Annotated in this window: 22 protein-coding genes; 10 read left to right on the top strand and 12 right to left on the bottom strand. The window is 40.9% G+C overall.

The window, feature by feature from the left end:
- Position 1 precedes the first annotated feature (1 nt).
- A complete protein-coding gene (locus EGC82_RS05485) occupies positions 2 to 2,047 on the top strand; it encodes a putative bifunctional diguanylate cyclase/phosphodiesterase (protein ID WP_124729864.1) in 2,046 nt (681 codons plus the stop codon).
- A 92-nt stretch (positions 2,048 to 2,139) separates the two neighbouring features.
- Here the strand turns inward: EGC82_RS05485 and acuI are convergent, their stop codons facing one another.
- Both acuI and acuR read right to left on the bottom strand, forming a co-directional pair.
- Positions 2,140 to 3,123, bottom strand: a complete 984-nt coding sequence (acuI, locus tag EGC82_RS05480; RefSeq protein ID WP_124729863.1) for an acrylyl-CoA reductase (NADPH) — start codon at positions 3,121 to 3,123, stop codon at positions 2,140 to 2,142.
- A 91-nt stretch (positions 3,124 to 3,214) separates the two neighbouring features.
- Positions 3,215 to 3,859, bottom strand: a complete 645-nt coding sequence (acuR, locus tag EGC82_RS05475) for an acrylate utilization transcriptional regulator AcuR (protein ID WP_164839095.1) — start codon at positions 3,857 to 3,859, stop codon at positions 3,215 to 3,217.
- Positions 3,860 to 4,914: 1,055 nt separating this feature from the next.
- Between acuR and EGC82_RS21220 the strand changes: the two genes are divergently transcribed.
- The 5 genes from EGC82_RS21220 to proC are packed head-to-tail and all read left to right on the top strand — an operon-like array spanning position 4,915 to position 9,873.
- Positions 4,915 to 5,091 (top strand): hypothetical protein, encoded by a 177-nt coding sequence (locus tag EGC82_RS21220; protein WP_164839094.1) that lies wholly within the window; start codon positions 4,915 to 4,917, stop codon positions 5,089 to 5,091.
- 3 nt (positions 5,092 to 5,094) lie between these two features.
- Positions 5,095 to 6,591 (top strand): sodium/proline symporter PutP, encoded by a 1,497-nt coding sequence (gene putP, locus EGC82_RS05470; RefSeq protein ID WP_124729861.1) that lies wholly within the window; start codon positions 5,095 to 5,097, stop codon positions 6,589 to 6,591.
- A gap of 14 nt (positions 6,592 to 6,605) precedes the next feature.
- A complete protein-coding gene (gene proB / locus EGC82_RS05465) occupies positions 6,606 to 7,712 on the top strand; it encodes a glutamate 5-kinase (protein WP_124729860.1) in 1,107 nt (368 codons plus the stop codon).
- Positions 7,709 to 8,956, top strand: a complete 1,248-nt coding sequence (locus EGC82_RS05460; RefSeq protein ID WP_124729859.1) for a glutamate-5-semialdehyde dehydrogenase — start codon at positions 7,709 to 7,711, stop codon at positions 8,954 to 8,956. The genes proB and EGC82_RS05460 overlap by 4 nt, the downstream gene beginning before the upstream one ends.
- 38 nt (positions 8,957 to 8,994) lie before the next feature.
- Positions 8,995 to 9,873, top strand: a complete 879-nt coding sequence (proC, locus tag EGC82_RS05455) for a pyrroline-5-carboxylate reductase (protein WP_124729858.1) — start codon at positions 8,995 to 8,997, stop codon at positions 9,871 to 9,873.
- Between the two features lie 86 nt (positions 9,874 to 9,959).
- Here the strand turns inward: proC and EGC82_RS05450 are convergent, their stop codons facing one another.
- Entirely contained in the window at positions 9,960 to 10,493 is a 534-nt protein-coding gene (locus EGC82_RS05450) for an NUDIX hydrolase (protein ID WP_124729857.1), read from the bottom strand.
- Between the two features lie 393 nt (positions 10,494 to 10,886).
- On the opposite strand from EGC82_RS05450, the gene EGC82_RS05445 reads away from it, so the two are divergent.
- On the top strand, positions 10,887 to 12,089 hold the full coding sequence (locus tag EGC82_RS05445) for a GGDEF domain-containing protein (RefSeq protein ID WP_124729856.1): 1,203 nt from the start codon (positions 10,887 to 10,889) through the stop codon (positions 12,087 to 12,089).
- Between the two features lie 78 nt (positions 12,090 to 12,167).
- Here the strand turns inward: EGC82_RS05445 and EGC82_RS05440 are convergent, their stop codons facing one another.
- The 6 genes from EGC82_RS05440 to EGC82_RS05415 form a co-directional block, all read right to left on the bottom strand.
- Positions 12,168 to 13,397: a dicarboxylate/amino acid:cation symporter gene (locus EGC82_RS05440; RefSeq protein ID WP_124729855.1), complete on the bottom strand. Its 1,230-nt coding sequence runs from the start codon at positions 13,395 to 13,397 to the stop codon at positions 12,168 to 12,170.
- Positions 13,398 to 13,943: 546 nt separating this feature from the next.
- Positions 13,944 to 14,834, bottom strand: a complete 891-nt coding sequence (atcC, locus tag EGC82_RS05435; protein WP_124729854.1) for a cold adaptation protein AtcC — start codon at positions 14,832 to 14,834, stop codon at positions 13,944 to 13,946.
- 11 nt (positions 14,835 to 14,845) lie between these two features.
- Positions 14,846 to 15,601 carry a cold adaptation protein AtcB gene (gene atcB, locus EGC82_RS05430; RefSeq protein ID WP_124729853.1) on the bottom strand — a complete coding sequence of 252 codons (756 nt, stop codon included), beginning with the start codon at positions 15,599 to 15,601 and terminating at the stop codon, positions 14,846 to 14,848.
- Complete coding sequence (atcA, locus tag EGC82_RS05425; protein ID WP_124729852.1) at positions 15,598 to 16,131, bottom strand: cold adaptation protein AtcA; 534 nt, start codon at positions 16,129 to 16,131, stop codon at positions 15,598 to 15,600. Before atcA ends, atcB begins: the two co-directional genes overlap by 4 nt.
- Before the next feature lie 7 nt (positions 16,132 to 16,138).
- On the bottom strand, positions 16,139 to 16,423 hold the full coding sequence (atcJ, locus tag EGC82_RS05420; protein ID WP_124015496.1) for a cold adaptation protein ActJcold adaptation protein ActJ: 285 nt from the start codon (positions 16,421 to 16,423) through the stop codon (positions 16,139 to 16,141).
- Positions 16,424 to 16,715: 292 nt separating this feature from the next.
- On the bottom strand, positions 16,716 to 17,612 hold the full coding sequence (locus EGC82_RS05415; protein WP_124729851.1) for a LysR family transcriptional regulator: 897 nt from the start codon (positions 17,610 to 17,612) through the stop codon (positions 16,716 to 16,718).
- Positions 17,613 to 17,751: 139 nt separating this feature from the next.
- Between EGC82_RS05415 and fdhD the strand changes: the two genes are divergently transcribed.
- The gene (fdhD, locus tag EGC82_RS05410) at positions 17,752 to 18,567 is read left to right on the top strand and encodes a formate dehydrogenase accessory sulfurtransferase FdhD (protein ID WP_124729850.1); all 816 of its coding nucleotides are present in this window, start codon (positions 17,752 to 17,754) and stop codon (positions 18,565 to 18,567) included.
- Entirely contained in the window at positions 18,560 to 20,941 is a 2,382-nt protein-coding gene (locus EGC82_RS05405) for an FdhF/YdeP family oxidoreductase (RefSeq protein WP_124729849.1), read from the top strand. Before fdhD ends, EGC82_RS05405 begins: the two co-directional genes overlap by 8 nt.
- A 296-nt stretch (positions 20,942 to 21,237) precedes the next feature.
- On the opposite strand, the gene EGC82_RS05395 is transcribed toward EGC82_RS05405, so the two are convergent.
- A complete protein-coding gene (locus EGC82_RS05395; protein ID WP_124729848.1) occupies positions 21,238 to 21,885 on the bottom strand; it encodes a DsbA family oxidoreductase in 648 nt (215 codons plus the stop codon).
- A gap of 180 nt (positions 21,886 to 22,065) precedes the next feature.
- Positions 22,066 to 22,608 (bottom strand): carboxymuconolactone decarboxylase family protein, encoded by a 543-nt coding sequence (locus tag EGC82_RS05390; RefSeq protein ID WP_124729847.1) that lies wholly within the window; start codon positions 22,606 to 22,608, stop codon positions 22,066 to 22,068.
- A 399-nt stretch (positions 22,609 to 23,007) separates the two neighbouring features.
- Here EGC82_RS05390 and EGC82_RS05385 point away from each other — a divergent pair, with 399 nt between their 5' ends.
- Positions 23,008 to 24,093 (top strand): PepSY-associated TM helix domain-containing protein, encoded by a 1,086-nt coding sequence (locus tag EGC82_RS05385; RefSeq protein WP_124729846.1) that lies wholly within the window; start codon positions 23,008 to 23,010, stop codon positions 24,091 to 24,093.
- Positions 24,094 to 24,171: 78 nt separating this feature from the next.
- Here EGC82_RS05385 and EGC82_RS05380 read toward each other — a convergent pair whose 3' ends face one another.
- On the bottom strand, positions 24,172 to 25,341 hold the full coding sequence (locus tag EGC82_RS05380) for a lipid-transfer protein (protein WP_124729845.1): 1,170 nt from the start codon (positions 25,339 to 25,341) through the stop codon (positions 24,172 to 24,174).
- Between the last annotated feature and the right edge of the window lie 125 nt (positions 25,342 to 25,466).

Here is a 25,466-nt window from a genome sequence, read left to right as displayed (position 1 = left end):
TATGAAACAATTTTTTGCACTGAATACTATTAGTAAAAAATTACAGTTCATTTTAATGAGCGTCGCTATCATATCGACGCTCACGGTGACGTCTATATTCAGCGCATTTGAACTCTCTTCGGCTAAAAGAGAGCAAGTAGAAAGCCTGCAAAGCTTATCTCAAATGTTGTCGCCCAATATTACTGCTGCCTTATTGTTTGATGATCAAGATGCCATTCAAGAGCTGATTAACCCAATATTATTACGATCGGATGTACTGTCTATCACTGTCACTAATATTGAAGATATCGTGTTAGCTCAAGCATTATCAAAACGATTTTCAACAAACAATATTGATAACGATCTCAATAACATCACCCAAGTCATTACGCCGTTAACACTTGATAATCAACACTATGGTGATTTGCATATCTCTGTCGATGATAGTCTGCTAACCGAGCGGGTTAAATTTTACGGTCAATTTATTATATTAATTCTGTTGTCATCGTTTATTGCCAGTTTCTTTTTATCTTTATTTTTACGACGAAAATTTTTAAGCCCGATGCTCTATCTAGCTAATATATCTCAAAAAATAACTGTATCACAAGATTATAGCTTACGCGCCAAAGTGCAATCTGAAGATGAAATAGGTCAATTAACGACCTATTTTAATAGCATGTTAGATAATATTGAGCAGCGTGAAAGTTTACTTGAAAGTGAAGTAAAACTGCGTACTTTGGAGTTAGAAAACGCCAATAGTCAATTACACGAATTTGCCTATCAAGACGGTTTGACGCAACTACCGAATCGACGTTATTTCTATGAAAAACTCCAGTCACTGATTGAAGTTGACGATATGGTTTTTGCACTCATTTTTATCGATCTAGATGGTTTTAAAGAGGTGAATGACACTTTAGGGCATGACTATGGCGATTTACTACTCCATCAAGTCGCTAAACGTTTACGAAGATGTGTACGCGACCATGATACCGTTGCCCGTCTTGGTGGCGATGAATTCACTTTAATTCTTCAAAATGTTAGCGACTTAACGCAGGCTTCTGCTATTGCAGAGAATGTTAAAAATAGCCTAATGCAGTGTATTAGCATCAAAGAAGCACAAGTGAATGTAACAGGTAGCATTGGACTGACATTCTATCCTGCTGATGGCCAAAGTGTTGAGGCGTTAGTCAAACACGCAGACCAAGCAATGTACCTGTCTAAAAGCAAAGGACGAAATAGATATGAGTTTTTCTCTCATGCTATAGAAGAACAAGCCATTGAAAAAAGACGTCTTATTGAAGAGATTCGCCTCGCACTCAAACTCAATCAATTCGTATTATTCTATCAACCTATTTTTGATCAATTTGGACTTAAAGCTGAAAAAGCAGAAGCGCTCATTCGCTGGAACCATCCACAGCGTGGCCTAATTGGCCCAAATGAGTTTATTCCGGTGGCTGAACAAAATGGCTTAATAGAAGACATTGGAAATTGGGTAAGGGATCAAGCAATTGAAGATGCTGCTTATTTTTATCAGTTATCGGGCAATATAATGCAAGTGAGCGTTAACACTTCACCGTTACAAATTGATCCTAGCGGTTTATGGGTCGATGAATGGATATTGGCCTGTAATAAACACCGCTTACCCCGCGATACCATGATTATTGAAGTGACAGAAAACACCTTGATGGACCCAGACTCCCCTATTCAACAGCAAATGCAACGCCTCAATCATTATGGTATTGATATCGCTATTGATGATTTTGGAGTTGGATATTCGTCATTAGCTTATTTGCAACGACTCGACATTGATATTTTGAAAATTGACCGCTCGTTTATCCAACATATGGAAACCAATGAAAGTAGCATTGCTTTAGTACGCGCCATTATCACTATGGCACACCATTTAAAAGTCAAAGTCGTTGCAGAGGGAGTCGAAACAGAAGGACAACATAAACTGCTTGAGCAATTATCTTGTGACTATTTGCAAGGGTACTTATTTGCTAAGCCAATGCCAACTCAAGACTTTATTGACCGATATATCTCGTCAGCTGCACTTATCCATGTTTAAAAGCATTCTCTTATAAGTGTAAAAACTGCCAGTCAGATAAGTACTGACTGACAATTTAATGACAGAATTAACTAAGCAGAGCAAAAATTGGATTAACGATTGACATCAACAACCACACGGCCACGAACTTTACCAGCTAATAAATCACTTGCCACATCAACCGCTTCAGTCAAACTGACTTCGTGAACAATATCATCGAAAACAGCAGGATCAAGGACCTCCCCTAATCGTTTCCATGCTTCTGTACGATCAGCTAAAGATCGCATAACACTGTCTACACCCGCTAACGTCACGCAACGTAAAATAAAAGGTGCCACGCTAGCGGGAAAATCCATTCCTTGTGCCAAACCACATGCTGCTACAGTCCCGCCATACTTGGTACTGGCACACACATTAGCGAGAGTATGACTACCAACAGAATCAACTGCACCAGCCCAACGCTCCTTGGCTAAAGGCCGACCAGCTTCAGATAAGGTCGCGCGATCAATAATGTCTTTAGCGCCTAACTTTTTCAAATATTCACTTTGATCAACTCGCCCGGTAGATGCCACTACGTGATAGCCGAGTTTAGCTAAAATAGCGATAGCAAAACTGCCAACACCGCCATTAGCACCGGTCACTAGTATTTCACCTTTATCGGGGGTTACGCCATTTTTCTCAAGAGCCATAACACATAACATCGCCGTATAACCTGCGGTACCGATGGCCATGGCTTGTTGCGGTGAAAATGCACGAGGTAATGGAATAAGCCATTCACTTTTTAAACGCGCTTTAGTTGCTAAACCACCGCAATGGCTTTCACCTACGCCAAAACCATTCAACAATACTGCATCACCGACAACAAACTTATCACTATCACTGTGTTCGACAATGCCCACTAAATCAATACCAGGCACCATAGGGAATGTTCTTACCACAGGAGCTTTACCGGTAATGGCCAGAGCATCTTTGTAATTAAGAGTGCTATAAAGTACTTTTACCGTCACATCACCTTCAGGTAGCACACTTTCGTCAATGCTTTTTACTGTGGTGCGGTAACCTTGGTCATCTTTCTCAATTAGCATGCCATTAAACATTGTATACCTCTAATTTAGACTGATCGTCTTTTAATGATTGAAAAATTATTTAACCTCAACTCTTTTTAAGAGATGAGGTTGTCAGTTAACGTTATTTAGGTAGTGCGGCCATAAAAAAATCACAGTAATTATCTAACGGTGTGGCCTGCTGAACCAACTTAGCTCGACTTACCGCCCCTTCCCAACCCACCCAAAAGTTTTCGGCTAAAAGATGGCAATTTGCATTTGCTGCAAGCTCGCCATGTAATTGAGCATCCTTAAGGCAACGAGCTAGGCAATCTTGCCAACTCACAAATATCTCAATAATTTGCGGTCGAAAGCTTTCTGGTAACACGCCCACTTCTTGACCTAAGTTACCCACCAAACAACCGCGTTTAAATTCATAGCGGATCATGCCTGCTTTAGCATTCTTAACAAAATTTCTAATCCGCGTTAATGGTAAAAATGATTCGTCCAATAAATGAATTTCAAGCTTGTGTAAAAAATAGTCGGCATAATTTTGCAATACTGCCTGACCAAATGCTTCTTTACTGACAAAGTAATGATAAAAAGAACCTTTAGGTACACCTACCTTTTTCAAAATAGGTTCAATACCCGATGAAGCAAAGCCTTGCTCTGTCAGTTGTTCAAGACCACTACGGATAAGCTCTGCCCGCGTATCAGAATTTTCACGCGAAACTTTAGGTGGCCTACCGCGGCGAGGTTTTAGGCCAGGAGTCTTATCTGGATTGCTCATTAAATTTAAGCTTGAATTTTTCATAACTCATATTAGACCGATCGTCTAATTAAATGCAATAAAATTGTGTTTAATCAGAGTCTGGATCTCATTTACTATCAATATTAGTTCCGCCACAGCAATACATTCCCCTAACAATGCAACATATCACTGTTTAACATAATCTCAGCTTCGTTTAGTTAAATCGGTATCTGAAGTTATTTTAGCGGCTGTAACTGCAATATTGGTGCGCTGTTACATCGAGTTAGACTCTTAAGTTATCTTCAAACTAGGTTGTCAAAAATAATGACTAATTTACGGTAACAAGGAAAGAATAACGACAAAGTAATTTGAATTAAAACCATTTGAACTGTAATGATTAATTCAATTAACTCATCGACTCATAATAGTGTGCCTGCACGCTACTTTGATGTCGTTTCGGCTATTAATTAATAGCGATATTGCAGAATAAGCATCCTGGCCCAGGGATAAGGAGTTAGATTACTTGTTAGAATAAGCCAATAGATTTGTATTGATAAAAACTTATATGCACATTGATAATAAAGCATATTTAGGTATCTCTACGCGTAAGATGCCTATAGAAGCAATTTATTGGGCTTTGCAGGAAAAACTTAATATGAGTTTATGGTTATGATTTTAGCTTAAATGATATCTTCATTATTCAATAGAAAATAAATCGCTCTGATGTATAAAGTGAGGTAGACCTGAAGCCACAACCCATCGAAAGGACTTAGGGATAAGTATTAAAATACAACTAATTAGAGTATAAAAAAATTAGTTATGCAAACGTTCAATCCATCAGCCGACGTGAAAACCCCTACAGACTCTGCTAATGATGACGTTACGCATGTATACCGTTCTCCTCACGACCAGGCTATACCAGTTTACATCGCACAGAGAAACCCGCGTAAAACCGTCTTATCCTATAATCAATTGGAAATTTGACCTCTAATCGTGCTATTATAATTAGACCACTAACTAGTTTGGTGGTTTTTTTATTGTTGATTTTAAATAAGTTAACAATAAACCGATTAGCCCGAACCCAGGAGGACATTATGTCTGCAGGCACTTTAAGCGAAGAAAATCTCGTTACAAACATTTGGAACACCGCTACATTAAAGCTAAAAGAAGCTTCACAATTATTGTGTTTATGTGCTCTTTTAAGCACCTATCTCTTTGTTATGTTGAAACCTAAAGGGATTCAAAATCACAAAGCGTTGGGAGGCAAGTAATTCATGCATTACCTAACCTATGTCTCATTAGCAATATATTTCATGGTAATGCTAGGCATTGGATTGTTTGCGTATAAACAATCAACCAGCGACGTATCAGGCTATATTTTGGGTGGGCGTAAAGTCAGCCCACAAGTTACAGCACTGTCAGCTGGCGCATCCGATATGAGTGGCTGGATGCTTATGGGCTTGCCAGGAGCAATGTTTCTAGTCGGTTTTGAAACCATCTATATTGCACTGGGCTTATTAATTGGTGCGTTGGTTAACTATCTAGTAGTAGCACCTAAGTTAAGAGTCTATACCGAAGTTGCAGATAACTCCCTGACCATTCCTGAGTTTTTTGCTAAACGTTTTCATGCTCCTAATAGCCATGTGCGAATTATCGCAGCGGTTATCATTGTTATCTTCTTTACCTTATATACCTCAGCAGGATTAGTTGCTGGCGGAAAATTATTTGTCTCTGCCTTTGATTTAAGTTATGAACTTGGCCTAGTGGTTACCCTAGGTGTTGTAGTGTCTTATACCCTACTTGGTGGTTTTTTAGCCGTTAGTATGACTGACTTTGTTCAAGGCTGTATTATGTTTGTTGCCTTAGTTTTGGTACCGGTTGTTGCGTATCAAGAGTTTAGTAGTGCAGACAAAATGATGGGCTTTGCTTATGAGTCGATTCCACATTTTTCTGATGCCATGCAAAATGTCACCATGCTCGGGTTAATTTCCAGTCTTTCTTGGGGATTAGGTTATTTTGGTCAACCCCATATTATTGTACGTTTTATGGCTATTCGCTCAGTGTCTGACATAAAAATAGCTCGTAGAATTGGTATGAGTTGGATGACAGTTACCATTATTGGTGCACTGGCTACAGGTCTAGTGGGTATTGCTTATGCCAATAAATTTGACATGAAACTAGTCGACCCTGAAACCATATTTATCGTATTTTCTGAATTACTGTTCCATCCTTTGATTAGTGGTTTCTTACTGGCTGCGATACTAGCTGCGATTATGAGTACAATTTCGTCACAGTTATTAGTGTCGTCAAGTTCTCTAACCGAAGATATTTATCGTGTACTTTCGAAAAAAGAATCTACCGATAAAGAAATGGTCAAAATGGGCCGTTATGGCGTAGCAGGCGTTGCCGTTGTGGCGAGTGTGTTAGCTCTTGACCGCTCGAACAGTATTTTATCGTTAGTGAGTAATGCTTGGGCAGGATTTGGCGCAGCCTTCGGTCCATTGGTATTATTCAGTCTTTATAAGAAAAATTTAACTCACAAAGCAGCTGTTGCTGGTATTGTCTCGGGTGCTGTTACTGTCCTATTTTGGATATATGCTCCGGTACTTGCCGACGGAAAAGCATTAACTAGTTTGATGTATGAAATGATCCCTGGCTTTATTGTTAGCAGTATAGTGATTTGGATTACCAGTGCATTTGACGCAGATCCTTGTAGTAAAACAGTTGATACCTTCCATGAAGCAAATCGTGTTTTAATCGAGCAACAGTAATGGAGAACAATAATATGCCAACTTCACATTGGAAACGCATTGTCGTTAAAGTGGGAAGCGCGTTAATTGCGCCCCATCAACAAGGTTGTAGCAGCCATTATTTATTAGGTATTGCACAGTTTATCGCTACCTGTCGCGCTCAAGGGTGCCAAGTTGTCTTGGTATCTTCAGGTTCAGTTGCCGCAGGTAGACATCGATTTCCTGAAACAGCAGAACCAAGTATTTCACTTAAAAAAGCGATGGCTGCAGCAGGCCAAGCCGATATGATGGCAACTTGGGATAAGTTGTTTGATTTTCCTTCGGCTCAGCTATTACTGACTCATGGTGATTTACGCGATCGCGATCGTTATATTAGTATTAAAAATACTATTTTTACCCTGTTAGATAATGGATTACTTCCGATTATTAACGAAAACGATGCCGTTACCGCAGCTAAGTTACGTGTGGGTGATAATGATAACTTATCAGCCATGGTCGCCGCCGCAGCAGATGCAGATGCGTTAATCATCTGCTCTGACGTAAAAGGGCTTTATAATAAAAACCCCAATTTACATGATGATGCCACGCTCATTAAGCAAGTCAGTGAAATCAATGCTGAGATTTATGCTATGGCTGGCGGTGCTACCAGCAGCGTAGGTACTGGCGGTATGTTAACCAAGATTGAAGCTGCTGAAAAAGCGATTTCACACGGAATTGAAACCATGATAGTGGATGGTTTTGACGCGGATACCTTCAATCAACTATTAAAGGGCCAAAATCCAGGCACTTTATTCACCCCGTATGATGTACCGATGCAAGAACATTTACATTGGATGACGCATACCTCGCAAGTTCAAGGTGAGTTAATTGTCGAGAATGACTTTAGCGCCGACCTTGAAGAACATGATACCCAGCTAACCAGTGACGACGTAGTAGCCGTAAGAGGCAACTTTTCCGTCGGTGATACTGTTTTAGTGCGCAAAGGCGATGGCACTAAATTGGCAAAAGCCAAATCAAATTACAGTAGTTGTTTATTACATTTTATTGCAGATCAAGAAGATCGTGAATTTGCCAACAATGCCCAGCAAAAAACGGGCCCACTGATCTCTGACAAAAACATCGCCATTTTGGAGCAATTATGAGTTTAATTAAAGATTTATCGCAAGCCGCAGCAACAGCTGCACAAACTCTAGCCCTACTAGATGAAAAAGTTAAAAATACCATTTTACTTGATATGGCCCGTGCACTTAGAGCGCATAGCGACGATATCATTAAAGCTAATTTATTAGATCTTGATCATGCCAAGAAAGCTGATTTAGGCGCGGCAATGATAGACAGACTGACGTTGACACCTGAGCGTATTGAATCAATGGCATCTGGTATCGAAACAGTTGCATCATTACCCGACCCAGTCGGTATGATACGTGAAATATGCCAGCGACCAAATGGACTTAACATTCAAAAAATGCGTGTGCCTTTAGGGGTTGTGTGCATGATTTATGAAGCACGTCCGAACGTTACCGCAGATGCTGGCGCATTATGTTTTAAATCAGGTAATGCTGTGATATTACGAGGCGGCAAAGAAGCACTGCATTCAAGTAAAATTATCGCTTCAATTTTACAAAATGTATTGCAAGCATATCAGTTGCCACCAGCACTGATTACTGTGATACCCGATCCAGACCGTGCCTTATTGCTTGAGCTCATGCAGCAGCGTGACTTTATTGACGTTATTATTCCACGCGGTGGAGAAGGCCTAATCAACTTTGTTACTGACAACAGCAAAATCCCTGTTATTCAGCATTTTAAAGGTGTTTGCCATTTATATGTTGATAAAGATGCCGATCTTGATATTGCGATGTCTATATTGCTCAATGGTAAAACCCAACGTACCGGTGTATGTAATGCCCTAGAGGGATTACTAGTACATGAAGACGTAGCTGCAACATTTTTACCGAAAGTGGCCGCCGAACTTGCTGCACATAAAGTCCGTATTAATGTGAGTAAAAATGCCCAACAATACTTTGAACATGCCAATGTGATTAGCGATGATGACTTTGGCCAAGAGTATTTAGATTTAGAAATTGCCATTCGCCAAGTCACTGATTTTGATCATGCAGTAAATCATATTCGACGCTTTGGTAGCCATCACACTGAAGTCATTTGTACTCAAAATGAATTAACGGCGACGCTTTTTCAACGCACTGTAGATGCCTCTGTTGTGATGGTAAATGCATCATCACGTTTTTCTGATGGCAGTGAACTCGGTCTTGGCGCAGAAATTGGTATTGCGACTAGTAAATTACACGCCTACGGTCCAATGGGTCTTGAGTCTCTCACCACTGAGAAGTATTTAGTCAGCGGTGTAGGTCAAGTTCGCGCATAATCAAATAGGTTCCACCGGTAAAAGGCCAAGCGAAAGCGTTGGCCTTTTCTTTTTTAGCGACATTTTCGGAGGTTATCATCTCTCAACATCAATCATTGGACCCCAATACCTGTATCGCCTTCATCGGTGGCGGCAACATGGCAAAAGCCATTATTAGTGGCTTACTTAAACAAGGCCATAATAGTGCCAACATCCTAGTATGCGCCCCGAGCCAAACGACCCGACATGACTTGATGAATAAATTCAATGTTAAAGTGCACCATGATAATACGGCTGCTGTAGCATTTGCCGATGTTATCATTGTTGCCGTTAAGCCATTTGTAGTACCCGTGGTGTGTGAGCAATTGAGCGAGGTTATGCAACATGATAACCGTAAATTAGTTATCTCAATTGCGGCGGGTGTCAAACATGCTACTCTCTGCCAAAAGCTAAATAATTCACCTAAAGTCATTTGTGCTATGCCAAACTTGCCAACGGCCATTGGTGAAGGATTAACAGGCTTATTTGCTGGGTCAGACACGCAACAGAATGACATTGCACTTGCCGAAAGTGTTATGCGAGCAGTAGGTGAAACAGTTTGGCTAAAAGATGAAAATCAAATGTCGACTATTGTTGCTGCAGCAGGTAGCTCTCCGGCGTATTTATTCTTATTTTTAGAAGCGATGGAAAAAGCCGCTATTGAACAGGGTCTTCCACAAGAAACAGCGACTAAAGCAGTGCTTCAGAGTGCGATGGGAGCAATATCAATGGCGATGAATAGTCAGCATAATTTAGCGAGCTTACGTCAGCAAGTCACCTCACCAAAAGGGACTACTGAACAAGCAATCATGGCATTTCAAGATGGCGATCTTGATCAGCTCGTTGCCAGTGCTATGGCATGTGCCGCCACAAGAGCAAAAGAACTGTCTATAGGTTAAGCATCTCAACCATCGCAGAGGTTAACTCTCTAGCTGACAGTCATGTCATTCCATATAACACTTTACTCATCAACAATGGCTTGAGTCTAACTCAATAACTCTTGTTTAATCAGTTGCAATAGAAAGGTTTCTCGTTCAATCGATAAACCTTTCTTGCTGCTGTTAACGATAGTGTCAAGGTTATGCTGAATTGCTTCATCAATATCTATCCATACTGGCGCCATACCATTATTGACTTCGTGAGCTTCAAATTGAGTTTCACCCAATTGACTGTCGATATCACAAGTGAAGCAATAAGACAGCATGTTAACCGACGTATAGCCATCTCGCTGCCATGGTCGATACTCTTCATATAAACCAAATGCATTAATATTGCGGATCGCTTGCGCGCCAGTTTCTTCTTGTAGTTCACGAATGAGCCCTTGCTCTATTTCCTCGCCTATATCTACCCCACCACCAGGTAATGAATAGTCATGGTAACGTTGGGTATAAAGCATCAATATCTGCTTCTCACGCACCACAATGGCACGAGCAGCTAGCCGCGTAAGCATCGTTTGTTGATTCGCCGCAATAAAGTCTTTGGGAGTGTCGATATGATAACGAGTGGTTAAATGACGCATAATATAGGGCTCATCGCAATAAAAAGCGCATCATACGTTGCCAAACCACATGCTTCAAGTTTGCCGTATAAACACAATCTATATGCATGCTTAAGCTGATATTTGTTATATGGAGTAAATTTTGACGCTTAACCCAAGACAGCCAAAAGATAGATGACTCCACAACCTTATCGCTAAAACGGACCTAGACTATGGGCGCTTATTTTCAGATTGTTAAGTAAACTTAAACAACATCATAAGCAAATCAGATGTCAGGATCATAAAAACAGCCTATTTAAGCGGTTTTTTTCAAGATTTTAACTATTATTAATGATAAATAATTAACGCTAAAAATGATATTCTTATAAGGTTTTAAAAATTAGCATCCGCTTAAATTTACCACGGAAGTTGCTTATGATTAGATTTTGGTACAAACAATTCCCTCAATATCCGCCTGATCATCCCGATTACTGGCGCATCCGCTTAATCGAACACTCATTACTCATTACAACAAGCTATTTTCTAATATTGACCCTGATTAACCTATTATATTTTGAGGGTTATCAATACGCCTTGCTCGATGGATGCGGCTTATTAATATCATTGAGTATTTACTATCACTTTCGCAAAAAAGGACAGGTTAAAACAACGTCATGGGCTGTAACCATCATGATTGCCAGTCTAATCATGCTGTTTGTGATATCGACTGAGGGTTACTCACACTCATTATTTTGGGCGACACTGATCCCACCATTTTCATTTTTTCTTATAGGTCGAACATGGGGAACTGTTATTTCGTGCCTCACTTTTAGCGTATGTGCTTTATTGGTTTACCTACAAACTCAGCACCTTGAGCCAGTGAATTTTGGCACAGGCTCTTTATTTAACGTTATTGAGGTATGTATTGCGCAAATTTTATTATTGAGATTTTACGAAAAAACTCGTTTTTCAGCCTATAAAAAGCTGGCTCTACGCAATATAGAAATCCAAAAAATGGCCGAAACAGATAAACTTACAGGGCTATATAATCGTGAAAAACTTGATGTGGTCCTTGATAAACTACTCAATACTCATGGCGACAATACTGGAGCGATAAATACTGGAGCGATAAACCCACGGTTTAACACCACAGATAAAATATCAGCGGCGGTAACTCATCAAGCTATTATCGATAATAGTAAAGATAACAATGGTATATCGTCAATAGCACTCAAGCCGATACCTCCAGTGCAATACCCTATTTCGGTTGCCATTATCGACATTGATTATTTTAAGCGGATTAATGATAATCATGGTCATCTTGTGGGTGATAAAGTCTTGTATGAACTAGCACAATTGCTACAAAGTAAAATGCGCAGTGATGACTTATTAGCGCGTTGGGGTGGGGAAGAGTTTGTAGTGATATTACCCAATACTAACTTGGAAAATGCCATCGAACTAACCGAGAGATTACGTTTATACATTGCCACCGAAAACATTCAAGACATGGCGCTAACAATTAGCTTAGGCGTAACCCAATATGCTATTAAGGACAATGCCCACAGCCTATTGGAACGTGCAGACAAAGCCTTATATCAAGCAAAGTCACAGGGACGAAATTGCGTCGCCGTCGCTTAAAAAAATACCACAACAGAGGCAATATCATGCTGTGGCATACTTTTCATATACAGTTATTATTCACTTTGATGAATGGGCTTAGTCAACCAGCTCACTATTAGGTAATTTAGCAGCATAATGTTTACCATTAATGCGCTCAATAATTTGCGTGGCCGTTAAATCGTGCACCACATTAATCACCGTCGATGCGGCATCGGTTATTGCACCAATAACCACTAATATGGGGATCACTTCCATAGGTAATCCTAAGGTTGTAACAATAAAGATTTCACCTAAAAATGCCCCGCCCGGTATCCCACCAATAATAAATGCCGATAACACTGAAATCAAAATTGTCAGCATAAATACATCGGTAGTAAAATCGAGTCCTAATAGAGAATAAATAAACACGATTTTTAATGCGGTAATCGCTGCTGCACCACCTTTATTTAGATTAACCAGCAGTGGCAAACTAATCTCTGAAATTTGCTCATTTAGGCCCATTTTAGCGGCGCTACGTATGGTTACTGGTAAGGTGGCTAACGATGAACTGGTACCTAATGCTGTAACGGCGGGTTCAAGCATATGTTGCCAAAATAGCTTAACCCCTTTTACGCCGCCGCCAATCCAGGCGTATAAGGTTGAACCTAATGTAATATACAAAGCCATCGCAACAAAAAACAGTCCCACTGCACGGGCAAATGTGCCCATTAACTCAGTGTCTTGGCTGGCCATGGTTGCGGCAAAGTACGCGCCTAAACCAATAGGTGCAACATACATTAATATCGAAATAACTTTCATGATCACGGTATTTAAACTGTCTAACATGCGCCCGACTTTCAATCCATCTTCACCAGACTGTCCAATAGCTACGCCACCAATAACCGACATAATAATTAGCGCTAAAATGTTTGATTTAGACAATAAACCGACAAAGTCATTCGTGGTTAGTAAGCTGACAAAATCCATACCACCTGATGCTGTATCAACCGTATTGGCTAAATCGAGTGTAACACCTTGCGCAGGATCATACGCTAACGCTAGCAACACTACTCCGACAGCCGGAATAATCGCCATTACAATCGACACAGCCATAATCGATATGAGTAAGGCACCTAATTTCTTTAAATCAGTCATGTGAGCAATGGATGACATCACACTGACGGCAACTAAAGGCACAATAATCATAAATAACAGGTTTAGAAATATTTGTCCTATCGGTTTCAACTTTATGGCAAGTTCAGGTACTAAGCCACCGAACAGACCACCAAGCAATAAAGCACTCAGTAATATAATTGACGAACGATAAGCACGTAGGCTATTGAACATAATGGATCCTAAGGACAATGGAACAAAATAACAAATGGCCAAACAGACACGGCCTGATGAACGTTTAAAGTATAAGTATCTAATAATATAATGCTTTAATACAGTAGCTTATCAATCATTTAGTTAATATTTTTAACACAAAGCATCAGAAAAAAATGTCAACACTAACGCTAAAATATGGCTCAAAACCAATACGATACCAACTACAGGCGTATTTTAGCAATCCTTAATCATAGGAGTGATATCTACAATACTGTACGTCGGTTAATTTTAGGCTGATTAATAAGATTTTGTGGTACTAACTGAGGCTCATGTAGTTAATACTATTATAAGACTCATGACAGGGCTAACAGCTGGGCAGGCTTATATTTCAATATCTTATAGTTTGATAAGGATTTGATAAGGGTTTAAAACTAATGATATATAGAATAAGTACGGCATAGAATGAGTGTATTAACTCAGTATCGCTAATTAATCTGATGTAAATAAATCAGTCAATAGAATAAATTGAGGAAGCTTACACACGCAAGCTCCCCCTAAGCGCTACTACATGACGATATAGATTGGCCAACCAAGAAGACCAATTAAGCCTTCCTTGTATTCAAATCGCTCTAATCGTTCAGGAGAGGCATTTTGGGCCGCTAACTCTTGATAGCTACGAGAGAAATTAAGAGTACGCAGCAGCGCAGAATTAAAGTTCTTACCTAAATCAAGACGGATTGCGGCTTCAAGCTCTTTAGGTAACTCAGCTAATGCCACATTAGTTTGTTGCTCGATAAATTCGAGGCTAAACCACTGCGGCTGAAGTTCTACACGAGTCATACGTCGTTTAAGATCTGGGCGTACTTTTTTACCGTCGAAAAATATTCGATACAACACAGCTTCGGCCAAGGTACTTTCAAGGTTAATATAATCCATAGGATCAAAAGTGCCAGCAATGTAAAACTGGGCTAACAAGGCATTAATCGACTGTTGCCGATTATGCTCAGTTAAGGCTTCTTGGTAGTAGACCCAACCTTGCCATTCATCACAATCCGGTGGACTAGACACTTGATCAAGCAAAATTTTATCTACATCACCATAAACCGACTTACCATGAAGCCTGTATTGGCTCACTTGAGTTAGCATACTCCAGCCTTTTTGAAACGACTTAACTACGCCGTCATCATTAAGCAACATAAGAGCATTATCTTGATTCTGTTCAGATAACGCCATCAAACCAATGCTCACAATACCAATGACATCTTGCGCCGCTTCTTCAAGCAAATGCATTTTATACTTGTTATAAAACTTATCTGCGAACTTAAGGCTCATTAAAATGGCTTTCGCTTTGATCTGTCCCAATTGCTCATTGCTAAGCAAACCTTCGGTTCGACCATAAGCCAATACCCGACTCAGATAGGGACCCTGATTTTCGTCACGTAATACCAATTGCATTTGCAGAACCCTTAATCAAGAAAGCTAAACATGTCATCAACTTCAGCGTACTCGTCTGTGACCTGGTTCTTTTCTTTCGCCTGAATCACTAATTCGCTAGCAAACTGGCTGATAATTAACTGCCAGTCTGAGCCGGTGTTACGCAGCATATTCTTAATCGACTTCTCAACATTAGGCGCTCGCTCACGGATCAACGCTAGCAGGCTTCGCGGGTCATCGATACTGAGACTATGCGCTTCTTCATCGGCTTGCCAATCAGAATAACCCACGGTTTCTTCATCTTCTTCATCATCAAAAGTATCATTGATCTCATCTTCATCACCGCTAGTACCGCCTAAGATAAGCTCAATAAACGGGATCGATAGATAAAACAACGCCGCAGGATCTTCAGCCAAACACTCTAAAATAGCAGTTTGTTTCTCTTCGCTGTCCTGAATACGGATAAGGTAAGTCATAAAATCAAACGTATGCTGCATTAACTCTTCAGCATTACTCTTAATTTTCTCTTCCCAGTAAAGCGGCTGCTGGCAGACGATGTCACGGATCTGCTCTGGTGACATGAGCTCAGACATGATCGACGGACACGAAATATCATGCTGGCTGTTAATTTGCGTCAGCGTAACAATATCCATTTTCTCGATGACTTCAACTAACTGGTCATCAGACATTGACGAGGCAATCAATTCAAATCTCTTGCTTGCCTGTTTAGGCTCAACATTCGCCAGCTCTTGTATTTCAGCGGCGGTTATTTCAATGAGACTGTTCATTCGATTTCCTCATCATATTGGTCATAATAACCTTCTTCATCGCTATCATAGTCACTGTCGTCGTCATCGTTTTCATCACGTTCATGCTCATGAAGACCGTCAGAATCATCATCCTCAGTGGTTTGCTTGGGCGCAGAATCTCCCTGCGTCTCTAACAAATACACTACAGCACAACTTTCAATGAGCAAATCTTCGCTGTATTTACGTACCGCAAGTGCCAAAGGAAGATCGGCGTTATTAAACGCAATCGTGGTTTTAAATTCATCCCAGCTAGGGTGAATATTCAAGCTAATCCAATGTGCCCATTGGCGCTTTGATTCGGGAGAAAACTTAACTCGGTCATAAAGCGCTACCGGTAAATATTCAGGAACCGAATCTAGCATCCCAGGATCGGCCAACAATATCGCTCTGATTTGGCTGGTAAACTTTGCTAGCGCATTTGGCGTATCAGGGTCGTTATAAGATTCGATATTGTCGTGGGCATTATTTTTAAGCTCATTAATGCGTGAGATATTTAGATGTTTAGCCATGGGATACTCAGGAATAATATTCGTCCCATAACTCCCGCATTGCGGCAGTGGGATCAGTGACAATTACGTTGTTAAAATCATTGATAAATGCATTTCTCTGCTTTTTATCTGATAGCACTTCGTAAGCTTTTTTGACTCGTTGGAGCTGAACCGATGCTTGCTGTTTCTCATCATCAGACGCCCCTAGTAACTTGTCAGGATGGTACTTGTTCGATAAACGTTTATAGGCTTTTTTTATGTCATCTTCTTTGGCATTGGGTCTGACCCCCAGTACACTAAAGTGGTTAATCATAGTTATTCCTGCAGGCGATGGGGCAGTTATTGCGAGATAAAAAAGTCTGTAAATAGATAAATTTTTTAGCCCGCTATTATATCAACATTCACAGGCTGGCAGCAAACATAAACCCAAGTTAAGTTTCAATCTTTTAAGCCAACAATGACACACGCAAAATGCGAGGTCGTTAACGAGTCTATTGTTTGCTCTTGTTAAGGCGCCGCGAGCCAAACTTAATGATATGTTATTAACAACATCCAGCCCAATTTTCAGTGCGGCCATGGCGCAATAAAGACAAATATCAGTAAAATTAATTTATGTCTATTAAACTAACAAACTCACTCATCGCTGGCGACACACTATATTTTCGGGTAATAAACACCGTATTACCCGACTCAATGCCTTGAAGTGGCCGATAATGTAAATTGAATAACTGCTGAGCCGACTTTGCAATACCACTGCTAACAATGGCGTAGCCAATATTGTGTTTTACCGCACTGACTAAATGAAACAGCGAATCGGTTTCTAACACCAGGTTAAAAGCTAACTGAGTTTGCGCTAACGCATTATCAATATATTGCCTAAACTGCATATTTTGACTTAACAGCACCAAAGGCAAACTCTGTAAGTCGTTAAGCATTAACGTTTTATTTTTCAATGTCATATCAAGCTGAGATACTAATGTTTGACTTGCAAGTACAGCCATATTGTTATCAATCTGCGGATAAAAATGAAATGTGCGCCGATTAGCCTCTGTAAGATGTTCATCAAACCCCAAACCAATGTCAATTTGATGTAAGGTCAGTTGCTCAATAAGCTTTTCATTAGTCGTCACCAACAATGAAATTGTAATATTAGGATGCAACTCATTGAATTGTTTAATCAACGGCATAATATCGACACTTGATTGCGGCACAATACCAATCCTAAGCGAACCGATTAACGGCCCACTAAACACACTGAGTTCCTGCTTTAACGCCGCCTGGTCTAGCAACATTTTCTCAGCATAGCGCAACAGTATTTGCCCGGCATCCGTTAACGCGACAAACTGACTACCACGCACCACCAGCTCGGTGCCAAAGCTTTTTTCCAACGCGGTAATACTGGCCGACAAGGTAGGCTGGGTTATATGACAAGCCTTGGCTGCTTTAGCAAAATGCTTACATTTTGCTAACTCATAAAAATAATGTAACTGCCTAAGATTCATATCCCCTCACACCTTAAGTTTGCCTATTAATTTAGTCATATTAATAGATAAAAGCTATCGCCGCATAAATTTGTTTGATTGGCTTTGTGTATTAGCGCCCCCTAAACTGTGATCTACGTCAGGTTTTGAGTCTATACACATGAATGCTTCATACAAATGGTTGCCATCTATCGAACATCTGGTAGAAGAAGCTGCCGCAGCCATTAGCATTAACGGTATCAACTATGCTGTGATGATGGTAACCCCAGATAACCTTGAGGACTTTGCCATTGGCTTTTTGTTTTCAGAAGCCATCATTCGCCATGATCATGATGTCCATGACATTCAAATAACACCATCTGATAACGGTTTTATTGTTGAAGTAACCCTTGCAAATCGTTGTATGAATGCCTTAAACAGTAAAAAAAGACGCTTAATAGGCGCGACTGGGTGCGGGATTTGCGGTGTTGAAGCCATAGAGCATGCACTGCCGCAATTATCCACACTGCCGATCACTCGCCCTATTGACATTAACGATGTTGAAAACTTAAAACAGCGCATTACCGACAGCCAAATAAAAGCCCAACAAAGTGGTGCAATACACGCCGCTTTAGCGTTAACAGCCCAAGGCGACATTATCGCCTGTCGTGAAGATATTGGCCGTCATAATGCACTCGATAAACTTATCGGCATGTTAATTAGGCAAACAACCGCGTCGCAAAAAACATCCTGTAATACCTTATTAGTCACCAGTCGTTGTAGCAGTGAATTGATCCATAAAGCGGTGCTGTTTGGCGCTAATAACCTTATTAGTCTAGCCTCACCAAGCCAACTCGCGGTCAAGCTAGCACTAAAATACAACCTCAATATTATTCACATACCTAAGTTTTCAGCGCCTATTTATTATTCTAGTTACGATTGTCATTCCAATGTTAACCGTCTATCGCTGAGCCCTATCGGAGAAATACATGTCTAGTCATCATCAGAAACCAACTAAAGCCGGCGGATTTCCTTCACTGCAAGCCACATTTGCTCATGTACTTCGCAGCCAACACACTAAACAAAACCTTAAAAACTTACTCCGTGTTAATCAAACCGATGGCTTCGATTGTCCGGGTTGTGCCTGGGGTGATAACAAACAAGGTGCATTTCAGTTTTGCGAAAATGGTGCTAAAGCCGTGGCATGGGAATCAACAGGCAAAGGCGTTGGCCGCGATTTTTTTGCTCAGCATTCTGTACGCCAACTAGCAAAACAGACCGACTACTGGTTAGAGTATCAGGGGCGTTTAACCGAACCAATGCGCTTTAATGCGATAACGGATCATTATGAGCCAGTAACCTGGTCTGAGGCATTTTCGATTATCGCCACCAAGCTCAACAGTTTAAGCAGTCCCGAGCAAGTTGAGTTTTATACTTCTGGGCGCGCCAGTAACGAAGCCTCTTATTTATACCAACTATTTGGTCGACTTTATGGCACCAATAATTTTCCTGATTGCTCCAATATGTGTCATGAAGCCAGCGGGATTGCACTGACAAAATCAATCGGAATTGGTAAAGGTACCGTGGTACTCGATGACTTTGATGCCGCTGAAGCTATTTTTGTGTTTGGCCAAAACCCCGGCACTAATCACCCAAGAATGATGAACACGCTGCGCAAGGCTGCTAAACAAGGCTGTAAAATCGTTACCTTTAATAATCTTAAAGAAGTTGCCTTAGAAAAATTCGCCAGCCCACAAAACCCGATAGAATTGCTCACTCCAGCAGCCACAACCATCAGCCATTTATATTTAACCCCTAAGTTGGGCGGCGACATGGCAGCGGCGCGCGGTATGGCTAAATTTATTATTGAACAACGCCCGGACAAAGTTGATCATCACTTTATTAAACAACACAGTGCATTTTTTGAAGACTATCAACACAGTGTAAAGCACACCAGCTGGGATAAAATTGAGCAACAATCAGGGCTAACAAAAGCAGAGATTATTCAAGCCGCTACTGTATTTAGTGACAGCAAAACCGTGATCAGCTGCTGGGCCATGGGCTTAACTCAACACAAGCATTCGGTCGATATTATTAGTGAAGTGGTAAACCTGCATCTTTTATGTGGTCAAATAGGTAAAAAAGGCGCCGGATTATGCCCTGTACGCGGCCACAGCAATGTCCAAGGTAACCGCACCATGGGCATAAATGAACAGCCATCGGCAGATTTTATCACTCGCATAGAGCAACATTTATCGACGACCTTACCCCGTCAAGCTGGCCACAATGTGGTTGAAGCACTTAAAGCTCTGCACAGTAAACAGAGTAAGGTGCTAATTTGTTTAGGTGGAAACCTTGCGGCTGCGGCGCCCGATACTGATTTTACCTACCAAGCCATGCGCAATGCTGAACTCAATGTTCAAATCAGCACTAAGCTTAATCGCAGCCACTTACAAGTAACACACGACGCCTTAATTTTACCTTGTTTAGGCCGTACCGAATTAGACAAGCAGCTAAGCGGTATTCAAAAAATCACCGTTGAAGATACCTTTAGCATGGTTCATGCTTCAACAGGTATGACACAACCCGCCTCTGAACAATGCTTATCTGAAATTGATATTGTTGCCCAAATGGCCCATGCAAGCTTCAGTTATACTAATCATAGCCATAAGCAGACCGACACTAAGCAAGCGAATCACAACCCACTTAATCCAACGGCTCATGTTGGTAGCAAGCTCGACTGGTTAGCTCTGCGTGACGACTATAGTCTTATCCGTAATCTTATCGAAAACACCATTGCAGGGTTTAGCGATTTTAATCAACGTATCGAACAACCCGCCGGATTTTATCTTGGTAATAGCGCTGCAGAACTTATTTGGAACACCAGTAATCAATTAGCTCAATTTAATCCAAGTGAATTGCCCGAATCTGTCATCGCAGATTGCTCAAGCAACGCACAAACAACTGCGTCATCCGCCGAACAACAAGCTATTTTTCTACTGCAAAGTTTGCGATCTCACGACCAATACAACACCACTATTTATGGAATGGACGACCGATATCGCGGTATTAAAGGTAAGCGGAATGTATTGTTTATGAACCAACAAGATGCTCTTCAGCTTAATCTGCTTGAAGACCAACTTATTGATATACAGTCTGTTGCCAACGACAATATCGTCCGCAAAGTCTGTGGCTTTAGCGTGGTTTATTACGACATTCCACGCGGTAACATTGCTGCTTATTATCCTGAGACGAATCCACTGGTATCCATTAACAGTGTGGGGATAGGTTCATCTACCCCCACATCAAAATCGATACCAGTGATTATCACATCATCAAGCAAACAAGTGATTAATGTGGCTCAGATCTAGGGCCTGTTGATCTTTCAAGGTTATTTTTGCAGCGAATTGTTGGCCATTTGTACAAGGCAGAGACTTTGAGGTGTAGTTATTCTACATAAAAAGTCGATAACACAGTAAAAATGGCCAACAAACGCTGCCCGAAGGGTTCGGCTAAAAACGTTTTACTCTTTGTTGAATGCATTTTGCTTAGATGACTAGGCATCAATCCATTCGCCTCGATTAAAACGTTTTTAACTTGAACAAAATTCAACCAGCAAAGATCAACAGGCCCTAGTGTAATACTCAACAATATAGGTCCAATGTAATTAGCACTGGGCCATCAACTCTGACAATACTTGTTTATATGCTTCAACAGGATGCGCGCCAGTTAATGCACTCGATTGGTTAAAAATGACAGTGGGTACACCTGAAATACCGAGTTGCTGCCAATGGGCTTCTTTGGCGCGAACCTGTTCAGCCACTGATGCATTATCAAGTAAACTTATGGCTTCAGTGGCATTAATACCCACAGCAATGAGTTCAGCGGCTAGCACTTCACGGTTTGAAATATCTTTATGTTCGGTAAAAAAGGCACTGAATAAACGCAGTTTAAGCTCTGTTTGCTTACTCACTTCTTTAGCGTATTCCAACAGTACATGAGCGTCTAAAGTGTTAACCATTTTCATCTGTTCAAAATAGTCAAAAATAAAGCCATGTTCAGCCCCCTGTTGAGCAATATTGGCCCGTGCACGAACGCTACCTTCCGGGGTTGTACCGTATTTTCTGGCAGAATGCTCACGCAGATTTTCGCCCTCTGCAGGCATGTTTGGGTTAAGTTCAAATGGCTGCCACTCAATCTCAACCTGATCTTGTAAGCCAAGTTCATTTATCGCCGCTTCTAAGTGTTTATAACCGACAATGCACCAAGGGCACACCACATCTGAAATAATATCGAGTTTAATCTTTGCTGTCATTTGGTGCTCCTCATCTGTTCAAGTACGTTTTACTCACTCAAACCTGATAAAAAAATACCAATGCCATGTGCGATAACGCGGGCATTGGTATTAGGAAGTCATACATTCATCGACTTATCGTGAATGATAATCTTTAATAAAAATGTCGATCAAAATGTCGGTAACAATGTTGGTAAAGAATTACCAAGCAAACTTTTTGAATACATCATCAACCGGTGTTTTTGCTACATGGTTGGTGTAATTACTGATCACTTTTTGTGACAAGCCTAAAATGATTTCTAGCACCTGCTGTTGGCCATAACCAGCGGCATAAAATGCTGCTAGTTCTGCTTGTGAAATGTTACCGCGGTTACGTACGATACTTAATGTTGCATCTTGTAACGCTTGTAATTTTGCAGTTGGCATCGTCGTTTTATTACGCAATGCTTCAGTTAACGCTGGGTCTACTTTCATTGAATGTGCAATACCTGTATGTGCTGGTACACAATAGCCACATTCGTGTTCAACGTTAATGGTTTGCCATACAACCGTTAGTTCTTCAGGATTAAATGATGTGTCTAAAAAAGCCTGATGTAACTGTTGGTAAGCTTGCAATGTGCTTGGAGATTCTGCCAACACGCCAAATAAGTTAGGTACCATACCCATTTGCTTTTTCGCGCCTTCCAACATGGCTTTACTTTCTTCTGGTGCACTTTCAATGGTATGGATAGTAAATGGAGTCATAATATTCTCTCGCTTAGATTAATAAATTTGAGGATGTTTTGTTTCGAATTGAGACCACTATAAATCAATTTGAACGTTCGCTCAAGTTTATTTTGAGTGATTGCTCAAAATAATTAAAAACCTTAGCTTGCTATAAAACAATAACTGTATTTATCTGGTGTTTAATCAGTTCTCATAATGAAGCCCGTATGACCTCAAGTAAGCTGACCACCGTTAATGCTATTAAAGCCTTAAATCTGCTAAATCACGACATCTTTACACTTATTTAATTGAACAATTAAATGAGATTAATTATCATTACTAATATTATTAGTTCGGCCATTAAAATAGAAAGCACAATAAAATCAGCTGGTTTTATAATTTATCTGTAATTTTGCAGTGGGTAACTGAGTACACAACATGAGCATGGTTTCGGCATTAAAATGGTTTCATAACTGGGTAGGTTTTTTCATTAGCATCACTATGTTAATTGTACTGACCACAGGCGTTTATTTAGGTAGCGTCGATTTACTTAAACGCACAGACAATAAAGGCCAAGTATTTGTGGCGCTCACTCTTGAGCAAAAAGCTGATACGGTAAGCCGTTTATTTGAACGCTACCCCAGTATGAGCACCATTCGTTTTCCAACTGAACATACGCCTTATGTTCAGGCTAGCACTCGCGGTAAAGCGATAGCATTAGACAATCAACTCAATGAACTTAGCAGTAGCTCTTCATTCGACTTACCTTTTTATGAAACCGCTTTCTGGCTGCATCGTAATTTTCTTATCGATAATGGTGGCAAATACATCAATGCGTGGGCTTCTTTGGCAGGTGGTATTGTCACCTTGATTGGTATTTACCTGTGGTGGCGAGTGCGTAATGGCTTTAGATTAAAACAAAGTATCCCTAAAAATACCCGCTCAAGCAGTTTACTTAAAAGCCATATTCAACTGGGATTATTTATTTCCGTACCATTATTTATATTGTGTATCAGCGGATTTTTAATCACTTACAACAGCTTATGGACAGGTGCTCTTAAGCAAGATACCACCAGCGAACAGACACAAACTTATCCTGTCAGCCAACAAAATCATTGGTTAAGCCAGCTAAGCAACGCACAACAAATTTGGCCAGACGCAGAGCTTGTATCGGTGAGTAAACCACGCTCGAAGCCAAATAAAGGCCAGCAAGCAGAAACAGATAAACCACAAGACCTTGTGTACAGTATTCAATTCGATGAACATCAAGGCGTATGGTTAAGAGAAGCGGATCGGATCAGCATGAATTATCAACAAGGAACGATTGAGTCAGTAATCAAACACAGTGACCGACCTTTATCAGCTAAAATTGCCAGTTTTGTTCGACCTCTACACGATGGACTGTACATGCCAGCAAGCTATGTAATGTTGATTACCTTGGTGTCACTCATTGGCACATTGATTTTATCATTCAGTGTGGTGACCTTTTACCGACGTACTTTTAGTCGTAAAAAAGCCCGTTAACGAACAGCCCTGCATATTGCGCCACATTGCCTTCATACATCAAAGGCAATGTAGCGCAGCATGAAATCAAACCGTTAGTTAAACGCCATATAACGTTACCACCACCGCGCCACCTAAACCTACATTATGCTGCAAGGCTAATTTGGCATTATCGACTTGTCTGTTGCCAGCTTGACCACGTAAGTGCCAGGTTAATTCAGTGCATTGTGCTAGCCCGGTAGCACCAATTGGGTGCCCTTTGGACATTAATCCACCCGATGGCCCAATGACAAATTTACCGCCATAAGTGTTGTCACCATTAGCAATCAATTCTGCTGCGCCGCCTTCGGCACATAAGCCTAATGCCTCGTAAGTGATCACTTCATTAGGGGTAAAACAGTCATGCAACTCAATCACATCAATATCAGTGGGGCTAATACCGGCCTCGCGGAAAACCTGCTCAGCAGCCTGTTGTGTCATGCCTTTACCAACGGCATAAATAGGATCTTGCCACGACAGCTGTGTATCGGTTGCCATTGCCTGCGCAATAATCTTTACCTTGGATGTTATGCCGTTTTTACGGGCAAATTTTTCGCTACAGACAATGGTTGCAGCCGCACCACAGGTAGGAGGACAGGCCATAAGCCGTGTTAAATAGTTATCGTAAATTAATTTATCATCAAGTACTTGCTGGTACGTTAATGACGTTGAAAACATCGAGTATGGATTTTGCAGCGCATGACGGCGTGACTTTTCTGCCACCTTGGCAAAAATATCGGCACCAACATGGTACTTATCCAAATAATGTCGGCCTGCGGCACCAAAAGCGCGTAATGCGATTGGGCCTTGCGGGGCATTAAACTGCTTTAACACTGGCTCAATCCGCTCAAAAGGGCTTTCTCTGTCAGTCCAATGCGACCCCAATGCACCTGGTTGCATTTCTTCAAATCCAAATGCTAACGCACAATCCACTTGTCCAGACAACACCGCTTGGCGCGCAAGAAATAACGCTGTCGAGCCACTGGAACAATTATTGTTAACATTGATAATTGGAATACCGCTTTGGATTACATCGTAGAATGCATGCTGCGCGCAGGTGCTGTCGCCATAAATATAGGCTCCATATGCTTGGCCAATTGACTTGGCGTCAAGACCAGCATCGGTTAATGCTAGCTTAATAGCTTTAGCCGCCATGACACGATACGGTTGATGATTACCCGGTTTACAAAAAGGGATCATCCCAACGCCTGCTACTCTTACTGCTGTCATATTGCTCCCGCCATTTTAGTTATTATTGGGCATGCTGGTAACAACTTCTTAAGGATTAAACTGCTTAATATTGGAACTAAGCACTTAACATCCAGAGGTTACAACTCAGCACTTTAAAACAAGCA

This window comes from Shewanella livingstonensis (assembly GCF_003855395.1).
GTDB lineage: Bacteria > Pseudomonadota > Gammaproteobacteria > Enterobacterales > Shewanellaceae > Shewanella > Shewanella livingstonensis.
The sequence above is the reverse complement of the archived record's forward strand: the minus strand, read 5'-3'. Positions and strand labels throughout refer to the sequence as shown.